General features: G+C 46.8%; 17 protein-coding genes and 1 pseudogene. 12 read left to right on the top strand and 6 right to left on the bottom strand.

From position 1 onward, the window contains the following. Window positions 1–66 precede the first annotated feature (66 nt). From LCF57_RS05980 to LCF57_RS05955, 6 genes are all read left to right on the top strand, one after another. A complete protein-coding gene (locus LCF57_RS05980) occupies window positions 67–972 on the top strand; it encodes a D-alanyl-D-alanine carboxypeptidase family protein (protein ID WP_225999875.1) in 906 nt (301 codons plus the stop codon). A 146-nt stretch (window positions 973–1,118) separates the two neighbouring features. Next, window positions 1,119–1,625, top strand: coding sequence for a hypothetical protein (locus LCF57_RS05975; protein WP_225999874.1), 507 nt, complete (start codon window positions 1,119–1,121; stop codon window positions 1,623–1,625). Beyond that, window positions 1,625–1,960: a hypothetical protein gene (locus LCF57_RS05970; protein ID WP_226000014.1), complete on the top strand. Its 336-nt coding sequence runs from the start codon at window positions 1,625–1,627 to the stop codon at window positions 1,958–1,960. The genes LCF57_RS05975 and LCF57_RS05970 overlap by 1 nt, the downstream gene beginning before the upstream one ends. Window position 1,961: 1 nt before the next feature. Next, window positions 1,962–3,398, top strand: coding sequence for a glutathionylspermidine synthase family protein (locus LCF57_RS05965; protein ID WP_226000013.1), 1,437 nt, complete (start codon window positions 1,962–1,964; stop codon window positions 3,396–3,398). Window positions 3,399–3,502: 104 nt separating this feature from the next. Beyond that, window positions 3,503–3,916 (top strand): DUF350 domain-containing protein, encoded by a 414-nt coding sequence (locus tag LCF57_RS05960; protein WP_225999873.1) that lies wholly within the window; start codon window positions 3,503–3,505, stop codon window positions 3,914–3,916. A 192-nt stretch (window positions 3,917–4,108) separates the two neighbouring features. After that, the gene (locus LCF57_RS05955) at window positions 4,109–5,185 is read left to right on the top strand and encodes a Gfo/Idh/MocA family protein (protein ID WP_225999872.1); all 1,077 of its coding nucleotides are present in this window, start codon (window positions 4,109–4,111) and stop codon (window positions 5,183–5,185) included. A gap of 167 nt (window positions 5,186–5,352) precedes the next feature. Here the strand turns inward: LCF57_RS05955 and LCF57_RS05950 are convergent, their stop codons facing one another. Continuing rightward, window positions 5,353–6,822 (bottom strand): MFS transporter, encoded by a 1,470-nt coding sequence (locus tag LCF57_RS05950; RefSeq protein WP_225999871.1) that lies wholly within the window; start codon window positions 6,820–6,822, stop codon window positions 5,353–5,355. Window positions 6,823–6,986: 164 nt separating this feature from the next. Between LCF57_RS05950 and LCF57_RS05945 the strand changes: the two genes are divergently transcribed. Further along, window positions 6,987–7,409: a MarR family winged helix-turn-helix transcriptional regulator gene (locus tag LCF57_RS05945; protein WP_225999870.1), complete on the top strand. Its 423-nt coding sequence runs from the start codon at window positions 6,987–6,989 to the stop codon at window positions 7,407–7,409. Between the two features lie 34 nt (window positions 7,410–7,443). Here LCF57_RS05945 and LCF57_RS05940 read toward each other — a convergent pair whose 3' ends face one another. From LCF57_RS05940 to LCF57_RS05930, 3 genes are read right to left on the bottom strand one after another with little or no spacing between them, the layout of a single operon-like run. Further along, window positions 7,444–7,707 carry a DUF3995 domain-containing protein gene (locus tag LCF57_RS05940; RefSeq protein WP_226000012.1) on the bottom strand — a complete coding sequence of 88 codons (264 nt, stop codon included), beginning with the start codon at window positions 7,705–7,707 and terminating at the stop codon, window positions 7,444–7,446. Beyond that, complete coding sequence (locus LCF57_RS05935) at window positions 7,698–7,871, bottom strand: hypothetical protein (RefSeq protein WP_225999869.1); 174 nt, start codon at window positions 7,869–7,871, stop codon at window positions 7,698–7,700. Before LCF57_RS05935 ends, LCF57_RS05940 begins: the two co-directional genes overlap by 10 nt. Window positions 7,872–7,883: 12 nt before the next feature. Next, window positions 7,884–8,438, bottom strand: a complete 555-nt coding sequence (locus tag LCF57_RS05930; protein ID WP_225999868.1) for a TetR/AcrR family transcriptional regulator — start codon at window positions 8,436–8,438, stop codon at window positions 7,884–7,886. Between the two features lie 483 nt (window positions 8,439–8,921). On the opposite strand from LCF57_RS05930, the gene thrS reads away from it, so the two are divergent. Then, window positions 8,922–10,835 carry a threonine--tRNA ligase gene (gene thrS / locus LCF57_RS05925; protein WP_225999867.1) on the top strand — a complete coding sequence of 638 codons (1,914 nt, stop codon included), beginning with the start codon at window positions 8,922–8,924 and terminating at the stop codon, window positions 10,833–10,835. A 97-nt stretch (window positions 10,836–10,932) separates the two neighbouring features. On the opposite strand, the gene LCF57_RS05920 is transcribed toward thrS, so the two are convergent. Continuing rightward, window positions 10,933–11,736 (bottom strand): GTP pyrophosphokinase family protein, encoded by an 804-nt coding sequence (locus tag LCF57_RS05920; protein ID WP_225999866.1) that lies wholly within the window; start codon window positions 11,734–11,736, stop codon window positions 10,933–10,935. A gap of 256 nt (window positions 11,737–11,992) precedes the next feature. On the opposite strand from LCF57_RS05920, the gene LCF57_RS05915 reads away from it, so the two are divergent. The 4 genes and pseudogenes from LCF57_RS05915 to LCF57_RS05900 all read left to right on the top strand — a co-directional run bounded on the left by LCF57_RS05915 (window position 11,993) and on the right by LCF57_RS05900 (window position 15,025). Further along, entirely contained in the window at window positions 11,993–12,454 is a 462-nt protein-coding gene (locus LCF57_RS05915) for an S-ribosylhomocysteine lyase (protein ID WP_152380351.1), read from the top strand. Window positions 12,455–12,459: 5 nt separating this feature from the next. Next, window positions 12,460–13,230: an SDR family NAD(P)-dependent oxidoreductase gene (locus LCF57_RS05910; RefSeq protein ID WP_225999865.1), complete on the top strand. Its 771-nt coding sequence runs from the start codon at window positions 12,460–12,462 to the stop codon at window positions 13,228–13,230. Between the two features lie 29 nt (window positions 13,231–13,259). Then, window positions 13,260–14,141 carry a MetQ/NlpA family ABC transporter substrate-binding protein gene (locus tag LCF57_RS05905; RefSeq protein WP_225999864.1) on the top strand — a complete coding sequence of 294 codons (882 nt, stop codon included), beginning with the start codon at window positions 13,260–13,262 and terminating at the stop codon, window positions 14,139–14,141. A 431-nt stretch (window positions 14,142–14,572) separates the two neighbouring features. Continuing rightward, window positions 14,573–15,025: pseudogene (locus LCF57_RS05900) on the top strand (VOC family protein). Between the two features lie 454 nt (window positions 15,026–15,479). Here LCF57_RS05900 and LCF57_RS05895 read toward each other — a convergent pair. Beyond that, window positions 15,480–17,273 carry a response regulator gene (locus tag LCF57_RS05895; protein WP_225999863.1) on the bottom strand — a complete coding sequence of 598 codons (1,794 nt, stop codon included), beginning with the start codon at window positions 17,271–17,273 and terminating at the stop codon, window positions 15,480–15,482. Window positions 17,274–18,100: the final 827 nt, after the last annotated feature.

Below are 18,100 nucleotides of genomic sequence, written 5' to 3'. Positions count from 1 at the left end.
TACAATAGGGGAACGGAAAGTGATAGCAAATTATGCATTAATTGCGATATTGGAGGAGAGACCAGCATGAAACGACATATGCAACAGACGCGCCCCCCACAGCGCTGGACCAAGGCGCTCATTCCAGGACTGATCCTGCCGGGGCTCCTGCTGGCAGCTTGTCAGCAGGGAGGCTCAGGTGGACAGGAAAGCGAGCCGTTGAAGTCATCTACTACGGTACAGGAAAATGTACAACCTTCCACTCAGCCGGAGGTAGACAACAGCAGCGCTGGCACAGGACAAGCTTCCACAGGTACAGAAAGTGGACAGGTTGATTCTGAAACGGCACTGCGAAGCCAGAGTGCGCTGCAAGCCACGGTTAAGGAAGAGGGCGGAACCGCGATTGTTACCAATGCGACATCTGACACAGTCGTTGTTAACAAAAAGCGCAGCTTGCCTGTGGGCTATGCTCCGGACGATCTGGTAGAGCCACAGGTGCCTTTTTCCTTCGAGGGGCCGCATGAGAAACGGCATATGCGCAAGGAAGCGGCAGAGGCGCTGGAGAAATTGTTCGACGGTGCCAAGAAGGACGGCATAGAGCTGCGTGCAGTATCGGGATACCGTTCCTATAAGCGCCAGGTTTCTATTTTCAACAACAACGTAAAGACTAAGGGAGAGGCATATGCCTCTCAGGTCAGCGCCGTACCGGGTACGAGTGAGCATCAGACGGGATTGGCGATTGATGTATCCAGCCCGAGCGTAGGCAATGTGCTGGAGCAATCCTTCGGAGCTTCCAAAGAAGGAGAATGGCTGGAGAAGCATGCACCGGAATACGGATTTATTATTCGTTATATGAAGAATAAGGAAGATGTGACTGGCTATGTGTACGAGCCTTGGCATATCCGTTATGTAGGAAAAGACATTGCCGAGGATGTAGCCAAGCAAGGGTTGACGCTGGAGGAATATTTCGACGAGAAGAATATCAAGCTGTAACAGCCAAAAACCAAGCCGTAGTCCTGTGGGATTGCGGCTTTTTTACATATTTTTCTTTCCAAATTGAACCTTTTCAAGGTAGAATCTCGTATAGTGATTGACGATAGAAGCGCTTTGATTTCGAAGCAAGCCCTCAGGACAGAAGCGTGCAGGAAGGGAAGGGAATCATCATTTATTATTCATTAACGTATCGGGAATGGTCAGAAGACACACAAAAGGAACTGCGCAGCCTGACACGGGAATCCGTATCGGGAGATGAGCTGTTTCTGCGCAAGCTTGTAGACGCTACGCGTCTCCATGACAAACTATGGGCGCATATCTCCAATGAAAGTGAGGATCACACAGAGCATTCCGTCTATGTGACCGAATTTACAGGGGAACGTGCGAAGCCTTACGGCGCATCGATTACGGACCTCGTACTGGCAAGTGATGGAGGCTACGCCTCAACGTTCAGCATGCTTTACTGGGTATGGCATGAGCCTGCGTTTCGTAGTATGGAGCACCGGGAAGGCTCCGTATTTACGCTGGAGCTAGCCCATCGTCTATTGGATCACTATACGGTGCTGGGTGGCACAACGTATGAATTTGTTTATTCAGTGCTGGACCCACAACTGAAAAAGGTACATCTGTTTGTGAAGGAGGTCGATCTGTGATGGAGCACTCTTGGGAGAAAATCAAATCCAAGCCCGGCTCTCGTACACGGATGGCGGCCTTTGCTCTGATGCTGGCTGTGCCAGCCGCCCTGACGGGCTGCGGTGACGACGAGTATTATGACTGCGATGAGCTTCCTGTATCGGAGCAAACGGCGTGTCGGGATTCAGGCAGCAGCGGGTACTACTATGGCGGATCGACCTATTATAGTGGAGGCTCCTCCTATAGTAGCAGTCGTTCTTCCTCAAGCTCTTACCGCAAGAGCTCATCATCATCCGGCTCACACAGCGGCTTTGGCAGCAGTGGCTCGCGTAGCGGCTTTTTCTCTGGAGGTTAAAATGAGCATGCGTACCATTCGGCAACTGCCCTATGATCATGACGAGCTTTTTAGCGGCGAAATCAGCCGTATGATTCCGTACCATCGCATGTATGGCAAGTCCTATTGTGTACCCGCGTTAACGATGTATCAGGAAACCGAGCTGGCAGAGCTTCAGGCTGCATCTGAGGCGATACATAACATCTATCGCAAGGTTCAGCACTTCGTTCAGCGCTATATGCCTGATGAGTACCTGGTGGAACGATTGGGTATCCATCCGGGTTTGCTGCGGGCTGCACGCATAGAGGCCGCGCCGGATGGAATTACCCGACAGGACTGGATTGTGGGGGAAGCGGGTATCAAGTGCATTGAGAACAATACGGACACCCCGACTGGAATCCCCGAGGTAGCCTATCTCGAAGGGAAGCTGCTGGAGAAACTGAATGAGTCCGAAGGTTCACGGGAAGATACTGCTCTATTGGGACCGTCATCTGGAATGGATGAAGCCATTCAGCGTGCAATGACTGACTTGATACATTTTTATAGAAGCAGGGGATTAGGCACAAAAGTGTATTTTGCTTGCTATGACTGGCATATCGAGGATCAGACCAACACGAAATATATCATGCGCTTGTGTGAACAAGCTGGATTTGAAGTGGTTTATGCACCCTTGGAAGAGCTGGAGATTATCCCGGGTGAAGGATTGTATCACCGGGGAGAACCCATACACATCCTCTACCGCCTGTATCCGCTGGAATATCTGATTGATGACCGGGAAGAGGATACGGGACTTGAGGTGGGGCAGGCGCTAATGGATATGGTAGCGGACGGTAAAATAGGATTAATCAATCCGCCGCAGCATATTATTACCCAAAGCAAGGGGTTTACCGCCACCGTCTGGTCACTGTATGAGCGCAATGACCAGACACCTGAGTTCTGCGGTTTTCGCTTGTTTGACGATCAGGAGCTGGAGGTAATACGAACCTACCTGCTACCTACGTATTTTGAGCCAACGGTGTTTATGCAAAATGAAGAGCCTTATGTGGCCAAAGGGATATGGGGCCGGGAGGGGAAAGGGACGCATCTGATTGAGACTGCCGATACCGAAAATAAGCTGGAAGTTCCAGCTCTGACGGAACAATGGGCGAAGGCTGTCCCATCTAACGACCTTAATGATGCTGATGCTCCGCTAACGCCTGAGCAGGAGGAGGCCGCACATATTGCCGCTTATTACGAAGGCCAGCCCAAGATTTATCAGCGGCTCTGGCCTATGCAGAGCGCAGAGGTGCAGACCGAAGAAGGGCTATATCATGGCTACGTGCTGACAGGCGTATTCGTCATCGGCGGGAGGTTCGCGGGCATCCTGCCACGAATCGGGGAAAAGGTCACCGGCGATATGGCCTATTATTGTGCAGCCGCCGTTCCGACCGCATCTCATGAGTCATCTGGGCGATCTTAGCCTTTTTACGTGATTAACAAGTATTAGAATATAACTATTTATAGCATTAAGTATGCATATGCTTAAATGTCTCTATGGTTAAGTATCTAGAAGGAGGAAGAGGATTGGACTCACAAATCAGCTTAGGCAACGCATTGGGCAATGTAGGCATCGGCCTGCTTATCCTATTTGCCATCTTAATCGTAGGTTATTTTGTGTTCGGCTTGCTGACACGTTATAACGATAATCAAGAAATCGCACGCGGCAATGAGGCGGCAGGCATCTATATGGGGGCAAAGCTGCTGGGTCTGTGTATTATCGTGGGCATGGTGTCATACAGCAGCCATTCATGGCTCGATATGCTGATTTGGTCAGCCGTAGGCATAGTGGTGCTGTGTTTGGTCTATATTATTTTTGATCTGTTGACTCCACGTACCAAAGTGTGCGAGGAAATTGCCAAAGGCAATGTAGCTCTGGCGCAACTGCTGCGCTCGATCATTGTCGGGGTGTCATTTGTGGTGGGTACATTTTTGATGTAGCACGTGAGCATGGTAGAGAAGATGTGAAAAAGGATCTGCAACACCGCATAGCGGAATGCAGGTCCATTTATTTTTATGGATATCTATCGCTTCTATAGGGACTATTCTGCAAGGCTACGGGTGATACTGCATAGCAAAAAGGAATTTGCTGCAGGCATAAAGCCAAATTGCAGAGAAAGGAATCCAGATCATATGAGTATCTCCATCTCCCCAACCAAACTCATTCGCATGGGTGTCATCGGTCTTGGCCTGATCGCTGAATATCACATTAGATCACTGCATACGATCTCCGGGGTTTCTATTGTGGCTGTCAGTGATCTAAACCCAAATCGCCTTCAATACATTGGAGAACAATTACAACTTTCTGCTTCCAAGCAATATCCCGATTATGAAGCCTTAATCCGTGACCCGGAGGTAGATGCGATTCTGTCGCTGACACCGAACGATGTGCATTATGACATTATCCGTATTGCGCTGGAAGAACACAAAGCCGTCCTGGCAGAAAAACCGTTGACACTCACGTGGCAGGAAGCGGATCAGTTGAAAAAGCTGTATGCAGCGAACCCGGTGCCTTTGCTGGTCCATTATAAGCATCGTTACGGCGCAGCCTTCCAGTATGCCAAGCAATTGCTGGATGAACACAAGCTGGGCAGCATCTATAACATTCAATTCCGGTATCTGATGGATGCATTCTCACCGTATCGTCAACATCCGTATACATGGCGTCATAATTTAGCCAAGGCAGGCTCTGGGGTTGTGGGAGATACAGCCTCACATATTATTGACCTGGCTCGTTTTCTGGTGGGAGAATTTAAAAGTGTCGCAGCGCTGCTCCATACGATTACACCTGAGCGTCCTGATCCGGCTACAGGTTTGCCTGTAAAGGTGGATGTGGAAGACTTCGCTTCCTTCCATGGAATTCTAGGCGATAATACGGTGGGTACATTCATCACCCATAAAAATGCCATTGGCAAACGCCACGATATCGAAGTTGATATCTACGGCGAACTCGGTTCGCTGCACGCCAGTCTCAGCAACCGGGAAAATATCCGCATTGTGCTGCGTGACTCCGAGCATCCGGATGCCGAATACGAGACTTGGACTGTCCCTGCAATCTATGATCATACGGCCTATGGAGACTTCGTGAAGCTGGCAAGGGGGGAATTCGTGGATCGTGCCCCATTGTTCGAGGACGGATATAAAAATCAATGGGTCCTTGAAAAAATACTGCAATCGTGGAAAGAGGACGGACGTTTAGTGGAAGTGTAGGGGCAAGCATATAAACTGTGGCCCACAAGATGGAATCTTGAAAAGAGGTCCTCTTGCGGTGCACAGTTCTGCTCGGTGTGTATCCATTCAAATGAATCCTGCTTCGATCCTTTGAATAATGATTCAGCAGGAAGGATTCAGCCAAGCGGTTTTTCAAAATAACCTCTTTATCTTCTTTCCTGCTGTACCTTTGCCCGTTTAGCCCAGATCAACCGCCAGCCGGTCAGCAGGGCTCCTACAAGACAGATGGATGCGGAAGTCATGAAAACCACATGCATCCCGGCCAGAAAGATTTCCGGATGCCCCGGAATTAATCCGGTGACGCGATAACCAGCCTCTTTGCTCATGATATAAAACAGGATAGATGTGGCCAGAGTGATCCCTACCACCATACCAACGTTACGGACCAGCGAGTTGACACTTCCGGCTGAGCCGAGCTGCGTACGAGGGACCTTGGACATAATCAGCGAATTGTTAGGCGATTGAAATAAACCACTGCCGATGCCCAGCATGGCGATCCACAGACCTACGAACGGAACGGGACTGCCTGCATGAAGGCGAGCCAAGCCAATCTGGGCAATTGCCATGACCACAAGCCCGGCAAATGTGAGTAGTTCAGACCCGATTTTATCGGAAAGCGCACCGCTGAGAGGGGCCACGATAACCATGGAGATGGGAAACAGCATCAGCAGGAACCCGGCATAAAACGGCGATAAATTCAGCATATTCTGCGCATAAAAGGGCGAAATAATGTTAAAGCAGAAGTTAGCGACAAATACGAGAAAAGCACACAAAATACTGAGCGAAAACAACGGATTTTTGAATAAACTGAGCTGTAGCAGCGGCCCAGGACGACGAATTTCCAAGCGAATGAACACGACAAAAGCAATCACAGCGACCACTAGTGAAGCGATAATACGGGTGTCTTCGTATCCAACCTGCTGTCCCAGCAGCAATCCGGCGAATAAAGCGAGAATAAAAACAGCAAACACCAAGCTGCCGGGCACATCGATCTTGTCTTGTACCTTGATCAGGTCCTTCGGCAGAAGCTTCCAACCCAGCAGGACAGCCAACAACCCCACCGGCACATTGACCCAGAAAATGTACTGCCAGCCCAGCGAGGAGACAATAATCCCGCCCAGGCTCGGCCCGGCAATACTGCCCAGAGAAACAAAGGTTCCGATAAGGCCAAGCGCTTTGCCTCGTTCATAGGACGGAAAGATATCCGTCACGATCCCTTGGCTGTTTGCCATAGTCATGGAGGCTCCAATTGCCTGTATGATGCGGGAAATGAGCAGCATGGGCAGCGACGGACTCAGACCACACAACAGTGAGCCGAGAATGAACACGATCGTACCGATCTTGAATATTTTGATTTTACCGACCATATCTCCAAGCTTGCCGAAAAATAAAATGGCTGTACATATAGCCATCAAATAGGCGGTTGTCACCCATTCAATCTGTGCCACGGGTAAATGTAATGTGCGGGACAACACCGGTAGAGCAATATTGACGATGCTTCCATCCAGTGTGGACATAAACGTAAACAGATTCAATACAATCAAAATCATCCAACGTTTCTTTTGGATTTCACTATTTTCCTGATATGTTGCAGCGGTTGTAGCGGTTGAACTCATGATTAGCACCTCTTCATCGTTGGGCATTGCTATTTAGTTGCGTATGCAACTAAATGACGGTTTTAGTTTACAGTATATTAGTTGCGTGCGCAACAATATTGTTGTAAACTTTGCTTTGGTCCCAACTGCGGATTTGAAATTTTTAAGCCAATGAGGTGTATTTGATGAGAAAAAAACCGATTGGAAAGTTGATTTCCCACCTACAGCGCCGAAATCAAAAAATATTGTCCAAAAAATTGGCTCCGTACGGAATCGGCAGTGGCGGCCAGCACAGCTTTTTAAAGCTTATTTTGCAGCGTCCAGGCATTACACAGGAACAATTGACGAATGAACTCAAATTTGACAAGGCAACTACAGCACGTTCGGTGAGACAATTGGAGGAATCCGGCTACATTGAGCGGAAGACGGACCCGAATGACCGTCGTTCCCATCTTTTGTCACCCACGGCCAAGGCATTAGAGTTTTCTCCTGTCCTGCAAGGAATTCTGGATGAGCTCAACGTCAGTCTTGTCCGCAATTTATCTGACAAGGAAGAAGACCTTCTCATCGACTTACTGCAAAGAATTAGTATAGACCCCGACGAATAAAGAATACGGAGTTTGAAAGTTTTGGAGACAAGGCTTACTCCGTACGCCAAAACAGAATGATTAAAAGTGCCGATCCCAATAGAAAACAAAGGGGGGAGTAGAGCACGCTGTCCCATTTTGCAAAGACGGTTCCCTTTTTCCTCTTGAAAAAACCGACCCATTTGAAATCCCCTATAGAACGTAAAATAAATAAACACGATAACAAGCCTGCTCCGTAGGAATAGAAGGAACGGAAAAAAAGCGGTTGTGTAACTCCCCCTAGTTCAAAAACAAACCAAGCCGCTAAAGCTAATAAAATGCCACAATCGTCGTTCCCATTCGAGATGGCTCAAACAGCATACCTGTCTCCGTGCTTGGGATCGCTGCCTTAGATCCTAGTTTCCCGCCCAATACCCAATATATATGCAAACCGCTCAATACAAGAAGAATTCCGCCGACTCCCCAGGTAAGAAACTCCAACATATAACACTCTCCTTAGATCAAAATCCATTCCGTCCAAATCATGTGAAGATGTTGCTGAATCGATTCGTCACCTAACGTCTCTTGCTTGTGACGCTCATACCATCCTAAGTAATAATGGTACAACATCCATGATCTCTGAAAGGCTTTCTCTGGCTGCATCCCCTTTTGTATTAGTAGCTGTTTCATAAACTCCATTCGCATTTGTTCCACTTCATTCAGAATGGAATGGTAAGGTTCGTCCTTGGCTGAAAGCTTTCGTAGATAAAACAGGAAATCTCCCCGTTTCGCCGTCCCAAACATCTGGGTCAGCAAGTTTCTGATCCGTTCATCTGCGGTAGCATGGGCCATAGACGCCGCCATAACTTGCTGTGTCGTTTGCTCCTTCCACGTCTCGACAATCTGTTTAATATAGCTGTTGCGATTCTCAAAATACCAATAAAAACTGCTCTTACTGCATCCTAAAGAAACAGCCATTTTTTCGATAACGAGTTGCTCGATCCCACCCTGTTCAAACTGTTTAATTCCTTCTTGGACCCATTGCTCTTTTGTGACAATGATTTTGGGCATCTTTCCTTCCTCTCTTTCTTTTTTCTGTACGATAGCGTCTAGATGGTATTATACCACAGCGTTTTACATAAACACCCTCTTGAAATAGCTGCAAATTTCATCTATAATGCTGTAGCATATAGTAATACTCAAGGCATTGACCAAAGACATGATTTCCTTGAAGGACCGTTCAGAGAGAAAAGCCGAAGGCTGAGAGCTTTTCCGGTATCCGCATGTGAAGTTACCCCTTTGTAGCCGTGACGTTGAACATGTAGCTGTGCAATGTGGCAGTGAGCATCAGTAAGCGCCTACCGACTTATCCCCGTTAACGGATACCAATGGAGGGTTGCGCATATCGTGCATGAGCATGTGAATTAAATGCACAGAAGCGGGCCGAACTAGGGTGGAACCACGAGCTGAACGCACTCGTCCCTTGAGGGAGAGAGGCGTTTTTTTGCGTTCAATTTTTATAAATAGCACACAATTTGAATGGAGGCTTTAATCGTGAGTATTCAAGTGAAATTGCCGGATGGAGCCGTACGCGAGTACGAGCAGGGTGTAACGATCGCCGACGTGGCGGGTTCGATCAGCTCCGGGCTGAAAAAGAACGCAGTAGCAGGTAAAGTGAACGGGAAGGCTGTAGATCTGAACACCGTGTTGGATCAGAACGTTGACCTTGAAATTATTACGCTGGACGGTGCAGACGGTCTGGAAATTTATCGTCACAGCACAGCGCATTTGCTGGCACAGGCCCTCAAACGCATTTACGGTGAGAAGAACGTAAAGCTGGGAATTGGCCCGGTCATTGACAGTGGCTTCTACTACGATATAGATATCGAAAACCCGTTGTCCGTTGACGATCTGGCGAAGATCGAAAAGGAAATGACCAAGGTTGCACAGGAAAATCTGCCGATTACACGTCGTGTCGTTAGCCGTGAGGAAGCAACTCGTATTTTTGGAGAGCTGGAAGATCCGTTGAAGCTTGAACTGATCCGTGATTTGCCGGAAGATGCAGAAATTACGATCTATGATCAAGGCGAATTTTTTGACCTGTGTCGTGGCCCGCATTTGCCATCTACTGGCCGCATTAAAGCCTTTAAACTGCTGAGTGTAGCGGGCGCATACTGGAGGGGCGATTCCAACAACAAGATGCTGCAACGTATCTACGGAACTGCATTCCCGAAAAAAGCACAACTGGATGAGCACCTGCACCTGCTGGAAGAAGCGAAAAAACGCGACCACCGCAAGCTGGGTAAAGAGCTGGAGCTGTTCATGTTCTCCGAAGAAGCGCCGGGTATGCCGTTCTACCTGCCTAAAGGTATGGTTGTTCGTACTGCGCTGGAGGATTATTCCCGTGAGATTCAACGCCTGCATGGCTATGAAGAAGTACGCACACCGCTGATGATGAACAATCGTCTGTGGGAGCAATCGGGGCACTATGAGCATTACAAGGAAAACATGTACTTTTCCGAAGTAGATGAAACTACATTTGCTCTGAAACCGATGAACTGCCCGGGGCATATGCTTGTGTTTAAAAATGAGCTTCATTCTTACCGCGACCTGCCGATTCGTATATCCGAATTTGGACAAGTGCATCGTCATGAGCTGTCCGGCGCGTTGAACGGTATGATGCGTGTTCGTACATTCTGCCAAGATGACGCACATATTTTTGTAACACCAGGCCAGATCGAACAAGAGATTACCGACGTAATCAAGCTGATTAACGAAATGTATAGTGTGTTTGGCTTTGACTTTACAGTGGAGTTGTCCACACGTCCGGATGACTTTATGGGCGAGCCAGCGTTGTGGGATCAAGCGGAGCAAGCTCTGCAAAACGTGTTGGACCACCTGGGCATCAACTACCGTATTAATGCGGGAGATGGAGCATTTTACGGTCCGAAAATCGACTTCCACATTCTCGATGCGCTCAAACGCAGCTGGCAGTGCGGAACGATTCAATTGGACTTCCAAATGCCTGAGAAATTCGACCTCACTTATGTGGGCGAGGACAACCAGAAGCACCGTCCAGTTGTTATTCACCGTGCCATCTACGGTTCAATTGACCGCTTCATGGGCATCCTGACTGAGCATTTTACAGGTGCGTTCCCATTGTGGCTGGCGCCTGTCCATGCGAAGCTGCTGCCTGTATCCGAGAACTATATCGAGACTGCCAATCTGGTGCAGGAAGCACTGCTGCAAGCAGGTCTGCGTGTCGAAGTGGATACTCGCAATGAGAAGCTTGGCTATAAAATCCGTGAAGCGCAATTGGAGAAGGTTCCATATATGTTCGTCATCGGGGAAAATGAAAAAATAACCGGTACTGTAGCGGTTCGCAAACGGGGCGAAGGTGATCTGGGATCACTCAGCATTGCAGATATCATTGAGAAGATCAGCACTGAGATTCGCGAGAAGCAATAAGCTCTGAATATATGAATTTAGAGTAAGTAAAAGAGCGCTCAAACCACGATAAAAGTGGTTTGAGCGCTCTTTATTTATATGATGCATCCACCCATGCCTAGCAGGTCTGCGGCCGGGATTCAGCGTGATCCGTGGCGAGGGAGAGTGTCTTCGAAGAAGCTTCCGCAGCAGTTGGCTGCTCGGAGGATTCTTCTTGATTCGGCTCCTCACTAAGCGATAAAATTTCACTACGCAGCTTCAGCATTTTCTGATCCAGCTCATAGGTTGCACGTGCAGCCTCGGATAATCCGTTAACGACATGCTCAGGAACTTTCTTATCGAACTTATAGTACAAAATGTGCTCCATGCTGGCCCAAAAATCCATAGCCAGTGTGCGAAGCTGAATTTCAACCTTGATCCAGCGTGTACCTTCAAACAGGATGAGCGGAATTTCCACAATGACATGAAGGCTTTGATATCCGTTGGGCTTGGGATGAGCAATATAGTCCTTGATCTCCAGAATACGAATGTCTTCTCGTGTACGGAGGTGATCCATCAGACGGTAAATATCTTTGACAAAAGCGCATACCACTCGCATGCCTGCAATGTCATGAATTTCCCGCAGTATATTATCCAGGGTAACTTCATACCCTTTGCGCCGAACCTTTTCCACGATGCTGCGTGGCTCCTTGATGCGAGTTTTAATATGCTCAATCGGGCTAAAACCGTCCAACAGCTTCCATTCGGTTTGAATCAGCTTGATTTTGTTCTTTAATTCCTCCAAAGCCAACTGATACAGGACGGGGATTTTTCTCCACTCCTCCAATTGCTTGGCGTTCACACTGTTCTGATCCAGCTGCAGCTGGAATTCCTGTAAGGGCAAAGGGACAGCATTCAATTGCTTCCAATCCGGTTCATTCACAGGGCATTCTCCTCAATGAGGCTTACGATGTCCTCGTTCTATTTCGTAAACAGGCACTACCTTATATATTGTACACTATGTCAAAACCCGCAGGCAAAGGAGATCAGGGCATGCGAAGTAAAAAAAACAAATAATTATGGTGGTAAAACCGAGTAAACCGATGTATAATTACAAAAATGCTGATTTGGGGCATCTGATTTTTAGAATTATGCAAAATGCTTAAATATAAAATACACAGAAAATGAGGATGAGAAAAATGGCGAAAGTAGAAAGTTTTCAATTAGATCACACGATTGTAAAAGCTCCTTATGTAAGAGCAGCCGGAGTAGAGCATGACGAAAAAGGAAGCACGGTCCAAAAGTATGATTTGAGATTTTTGCAGCCGAATGAAGATGCACTTCCAACAGCCGCTGTACATACGTTGGAGCACTTATTGGCGACGTATTTGAGAGATGAAATCAAAGGCATTATTGATATTTCTCCGATGGGATGTAGAACGGGATTTTACCTGATTTTATGGAATGAACATGAGCCTGAGGAAATCGCAACTGCACTGGAAAAAACGTTGAAACGAATTCTGGAAACGACAGAGGTTCCGGCGGTTACGGCTTTGGAATGCGGAAACTACAAGGACCACTCCCTTTTCTCCGCGCAGGAATATGTGAAGATTGTATTGGAGGCTGGCATTAGCCGCGATCCTTTTGAAAGAGTATTTTAAAATCTATGATTTCGATTGACCTATCTAATCAGACAGCGGTAGTGACAGGTGGCAAGTCAGGTATAGGCAAGGGGATTGTGGAGCTTTTCATTCAAAGCGGAGCTAAGGTAATTTCTGCTGATATTTCTTATGAAGAACCGTATAGAGTGATCAATCCGCAGTTGATTGAAACCCATTTGGACATATCCCAGCCGGATGATATCGAAAGATGGTGCAATGTACTGTTCAGCAAAGCGGGAGTTCCTGATATATTGGTGAACTGCGCTGGCACTTCTACGATGGATTATGTCATTGACTCCGAATTAGCCGACTGGGAGAAAGTATTTTCAATCAATTCAACCGGATTGTATGTAGCGTCCAAACGTTTTGCCAAAGAAATGGTGGATGCACATAAACCAGGACGAATTATTCAGATCGCCTCGCAGGCTGGAAAAAATGGTTATCGGGCCATGGGTGGATATTGTGCCTCCAAACATGCGGTTCTTGGCTTGACCAAGGTGATGGCTATTGAGCTTGCTGCGCATAACATTTTGGTAAACGCCGTATGTCCCGGCATTGTAGAAACACCGATGAAACATCGTGAACGAATTGAAGGGGGCATCATTCGCGGAATGACTGCTCAAGAAATATACGAGGAAGACTGCTCGCAGGTACCTTTGGGCAGAACGGCCGAGGTGGAGGATGTCGCCAATGTGGTGCTGTTTCTGGCAAGTCCCCTCTCCGCATATATGACGGGACAAGCGATTAATGTTACAGGCGGAATGACGATGCACTAGCATACTAGCATGATCTGGGGGAAATATAGATGAAGAAATCATTCGCTGTACTATTAGGAATTAGTTTATTATTAGTAGCCGCAGGATGCGGTAATAAAAGCACTGAAAGTAACGGCTCCAGCTCCGCTTCCGGCTCGGAAACGCAAAAAATAGTTATCGGCTCGATGGGCTCTGATGCCCAGATTTGGAAGCATATTGCCCAATCTCAGGCAGCCAAGGATGCCAAGCTGGACATTCAGGTGAAAGAAATTAACGGTGGAATCGAGACGAACAATGCGACCCGGGACGGCGATGTGGACGTGAATGCATTCCAATCGTGGGCGTATCTGGTTAGCTACAACCATGAGAGCAAAGCGGATTTGAAGGCTATAGCCACAACCTATCTGGAGCCCATGGGGATTTATTCACAAAAATTTAAAAGCATTGATGAAGTGACTGACGGGGCTTTGGTCGCTTTGGCAGATAACCCGGCCAATACAGCAAGAGGTTTGAAGCTGTTGGAGGCAGCTGGTTTAATTAAGCTTAAAGCTGACTTTGATGATGCCCTGGGTACAGTCAATGATATTACCAGCAATCCTAAACACCTGAAATTCGAGTTGATCGACGATAAAACAGGACCGCGTGTCATTCAAGATGTGGGCTTGGTATTGATCGGGAATACGATTGCTTTAGAGGGTGGCCTGAATGTACTGAAAGATTCCTTGTTCCACGAAGAAATCAGTCAGGCGACCAAGAACAATATTAACATCCTGGTTACTACATCCGATAAGGAAAATGACAAAGGACTGCAAAAATTAGCGGCTCTCTACCATAACGAGGATACTCAAAAATACATTAAAGATGAATTTGGCGGCACCAAAGTAGAGGTTAAAGAGCCTGTTTCTTATTTGGAAGGACAAACTACAAAATGAGTAAAAGCATAGTTCAAACCATGGTTATCATGGTTTGAACTATTTTTGTTGTGAAAATAAAGTTGTAGACTGACCGATGGTATTAAGCTAACGGGCAGTTTAGTTTAATGATCAAAAATAATAAGCAGGAGATAATATCGTAACTCCGAATTGTTGAAGTATAAAAATATTAGGAGTTTAGAAAAGGGGTATCTACGTAATTTTATTACGTAAAACGATCTTATTAAGGTAATTACGAATTGAATTTCGTAGAATAAAAGTTAATATGACATATCCGAAAACCAAATTTCACATTTTACTATACTGTGACTTATCTTTGTTATCATGAACTGTGACAAGATGTTAATCGTTTGGAAGGAATTGGTAATTATTGATAGAATAAATATGAAGATGATCAGGTAATAAATTTGTACACATAAGGAGATAAAACTATGGCAAAAAACAAATTACTAAGAATGGACAATGTTGGCATCGTTGTAGAATCCCTTGATGACGCAATCTCTTTCTTCGAGGAGATTGGCTTGAAGCTCGAAGGGCGAGCTACTGTCGAAGGTGAATGGGCTGGTCGCGTAATCGGGCTGGGTTCACAGTGTGTAGAGATTGCTATGATGGTTACCCCAGATGGCCACAGCCGACTTGAACTTTCGCGATTTCTCACCCCACCTACTATATAAGATCACCGAACTGCTCCTGTAAATGCCCTCGGTTATCTACGCGTCATGTTCACCGTTGAAGACATTGACGAAATGGTATCCAGACTCACTAAGTATGGTGCTCAGCTCGTTGGCGAAGTGGTTCAGTACGAGGACTCGTATCGGCTCTGCTACATTCGTGGAAATGAAGGACTTCTAATCGGTTTGGCGGAACAACTCGGTAATAAATAAGTGGCGTTTAAAAGAAGACTTAACTGAAATATACATTACTAGAGTAAAAATAGAAACAGAAAAGCAGTGTGAAAGTATCTCGAAGAAGTCGGGTGCATCATATAAACACCGCATTCACGCTCCGGGTCTGGGCGACCCTCGGTCCCGGAAACAAGGAACGAGGAAGTAATTGCCGGGACACATCCGCACCGACTAACCGCATCGCGGCCGGCAGCAAGCTGCCTTAACTCGGTGGGAATTCATGATGCATGAACTTTAACGGAAATCAATGTAAAACCAAATTAAAGGGACTCAACTAACGGGTACGATAGTTCAACTTCACTTGCTGCTATGACGAGAACCGGATTCCCCTGTAAGGGTCCGGTTTTTTTCTGCAACGCATTGCTTAGCGTACGATTTTTTCCGTTTCGTGAGGTGGCCCCTATATCGTGAGTACCATCGGGAAATTCTCCAGCTACACGATATTCTTCATTCGCGCCATTTCTATTGCTTCTTCGCGGTTGTTGACGCCCAGTTTCGAGTAGAGAATCGAGCAGTAATTGCGGATCGTTCCCTCCGATAAAAATAGCTTGGCGGCGATCGATTTGTAGCGCAGTCCGCTCGACAGATGCTCCAGAATCTCCATCTCGCGTTTCGTAAGCCCGTACGGGTAGTTTACCTGACTTGAACCGATTTTCTCCAACTGCTCACGTTGACGCTTCATCTCTTCGAAAACTCGCGTAGCGACTGATTGGTCGATCCAGGTTCCTCCATTATAAATAAGTTTCAAGGCTTCCTTCATCTCCCGCGGATGAATCGACTTCAGCATGTAGCCTTCTGCCCCGCGCTCCAATGCAGTTGCTGCCTGCAAGGAATCCTTAAACGTTGTCATGAACACAACCTTCATATCAGGCCATCGTTGTTTCATCTCAAGTAAAGCTTCAATCCCGCCCATTCCCTGCATACGAATATCCATTAGCACGATATCTGGTTGGGAGCGATCACAATGTTCTAATGCTTCGCGCCCGTCCCCGGCTGTACCAACGACGTTAAAATCAGCATGCTGATCAAAAATTTGCTTCAAGCTGTCGGTAATGATCATCTGGTCATCAACGATCAGCAGGCGGATCGCATCTTGTACAGGCTCTGTCTGCAACGGAATATTACATATGACGAAAGTTCCTTCTCCTGACTCGGAGTGCACGGACACCGTGCCGTGAAATAGTTCAAGTCGTTCTTTCATTCTATTGAGCCCAAATCTAAATTGGATTTCTTCCATTCCGATGCCGTTATCTTCGATCTGTAATCGAAGCTGCTGACTATTGAAATGTAACTGAGCGGATATTACGCTCGCCTTGCCGTGCCGAACCGCGTTAGTTAGAGACTCTTGAAGGCAACGATATAAACAAATGTTAATTTTCTGCATAACGAGAGTCTCAGTGCCGATCACACGGAATTTGACCGTTATACCTGTTGACTTCATAAAATCTTCAGTTAGTTGCCGCAGCGATTCACTTAACGAATGGTTCAACGGAGTATGACAGAGCTGATGCAGATGCTTTCGGATATCAACCAGACTGTGTTGGGCGATTCCGACAAGCGAATCGATCCTCTCTATTTGCGCATCTGGTACCGACGATCGCAGTGATTCGACGCCGACGATGAGCGAGGTAAGCGTATGGCCAATCGTGTCATTCAGCTCATGTGACAGCCGGCTGCGCTCCTCCATCAGCGTAAGTTCCTCAATCCGCTTAATATGCTGCTCCAGCAACAGCTTTTGCTCTTGAATAATTCGGGCTTGCTTATGGGACTGAATTAAAATATTAAACGCGAAGCCGATGGCAAAACCAAGGCTGCGGCTAACGATAGACTCATACGGGAGACGATCAGTAATCCAACCGTTCAATACCGGGAATACGATTCCGCTAAGGATACCTGTCCACACATAGGTTCTTCGACTGCTCGTCAAGCCGATAGTTATCACGAGTAAAACAAAAGACCAAAGCAATCCCGGGGCTGCGTAGGCTAAATAAAGATAAAAAAAGCCCGTTACCGTGACTTCGATTGTGAGATACCAGTCTTCTTTCCTATAGAGGATGATTAATGGAACGAGATAAACGACGAAAGCAAGAGAAAGTACAACCCAAAGCGACACAACGGTCAATGACGGATCGACAAAACCAGCGCTTGCGATAATGACCAGCCAAAGCGTTCGTATGGCCACAAGTATCCAATCATACCAGAACCTTTTTTTCATTTTCGAGAACACGAATTACGCACACCTTTTTATATTTTTTTGCAAACCAATTTCCGAATGATTCAGACACCTATCATGCAATATAACTTCCCGATCCGTCAAGCGAAAGAGGGTGGGCTAACAGCGGTTAGAACGTAGCTTAGCAAGCACGTCATATAAGACAGTTGACAGTTTGTCATGCGGTATATGTGACAGGTCCAAGTACGATGTCATCAAAGCTTGGCGGTTTTATCACTGTTCGATTTAACAATATCGGAGGTAAGGTGAGGGGGTAAAGCAGAACAACATTCTAAAATAATAGGAGCGATTGCGTTATAAAATCATTCACCATTCAAAAAGGAGTGGCACTTACTTTAATAGCTATATTGGCGGGTACACTGGCTTATGGAACTGTCCACGCAGAGGGTCAGACGGCAAGAAATCGCCCCTTACGAAACATCGAATATCAGAATTAGTATATGGCAGATTTTCAATACCATTCCGACCTATTTGCTACTCTGATACTTACCTTACCAAAGTTTGAGTGTTTCCTTAAACTGTTAAACAAAAGGGGGATGGGGGATATTTGGATACTGACAGTAAAAGAATACTGTCGGCTTCCTTATGGAAGCGTATAGGCTACCGGCTTATCGATATGTGTTGCTGACCGATACCGGCACATAGTTCACAACGCTGATCAAAAAGTTTACCGCCGCTCCTTATACCATGCCTCTCTGGCAATAGACGCAGAACTGAACGAATTGTTTAGCTTCGGCCGTAAGAGGGCGACGAATCCTTAGGTTGCAGGGTTTGTTGAAGAAGATGTCTATGAGGGGACTTTCCGTCATTTTCCCGGCACG

Source organism: Paenibacillus sp. BJ-4, assembly GCF_020404765.1.
Classification (GTDB): domain Bacteria; phylum Bacillota; class Bacilli; order Paenibacillales; family Paenibacillaceae; genus Paenibacillus.
Note: the sequence above shows the minus strand (reverse complement) of the source record. Positions and strands in the feature narration are given on the sequence as shown.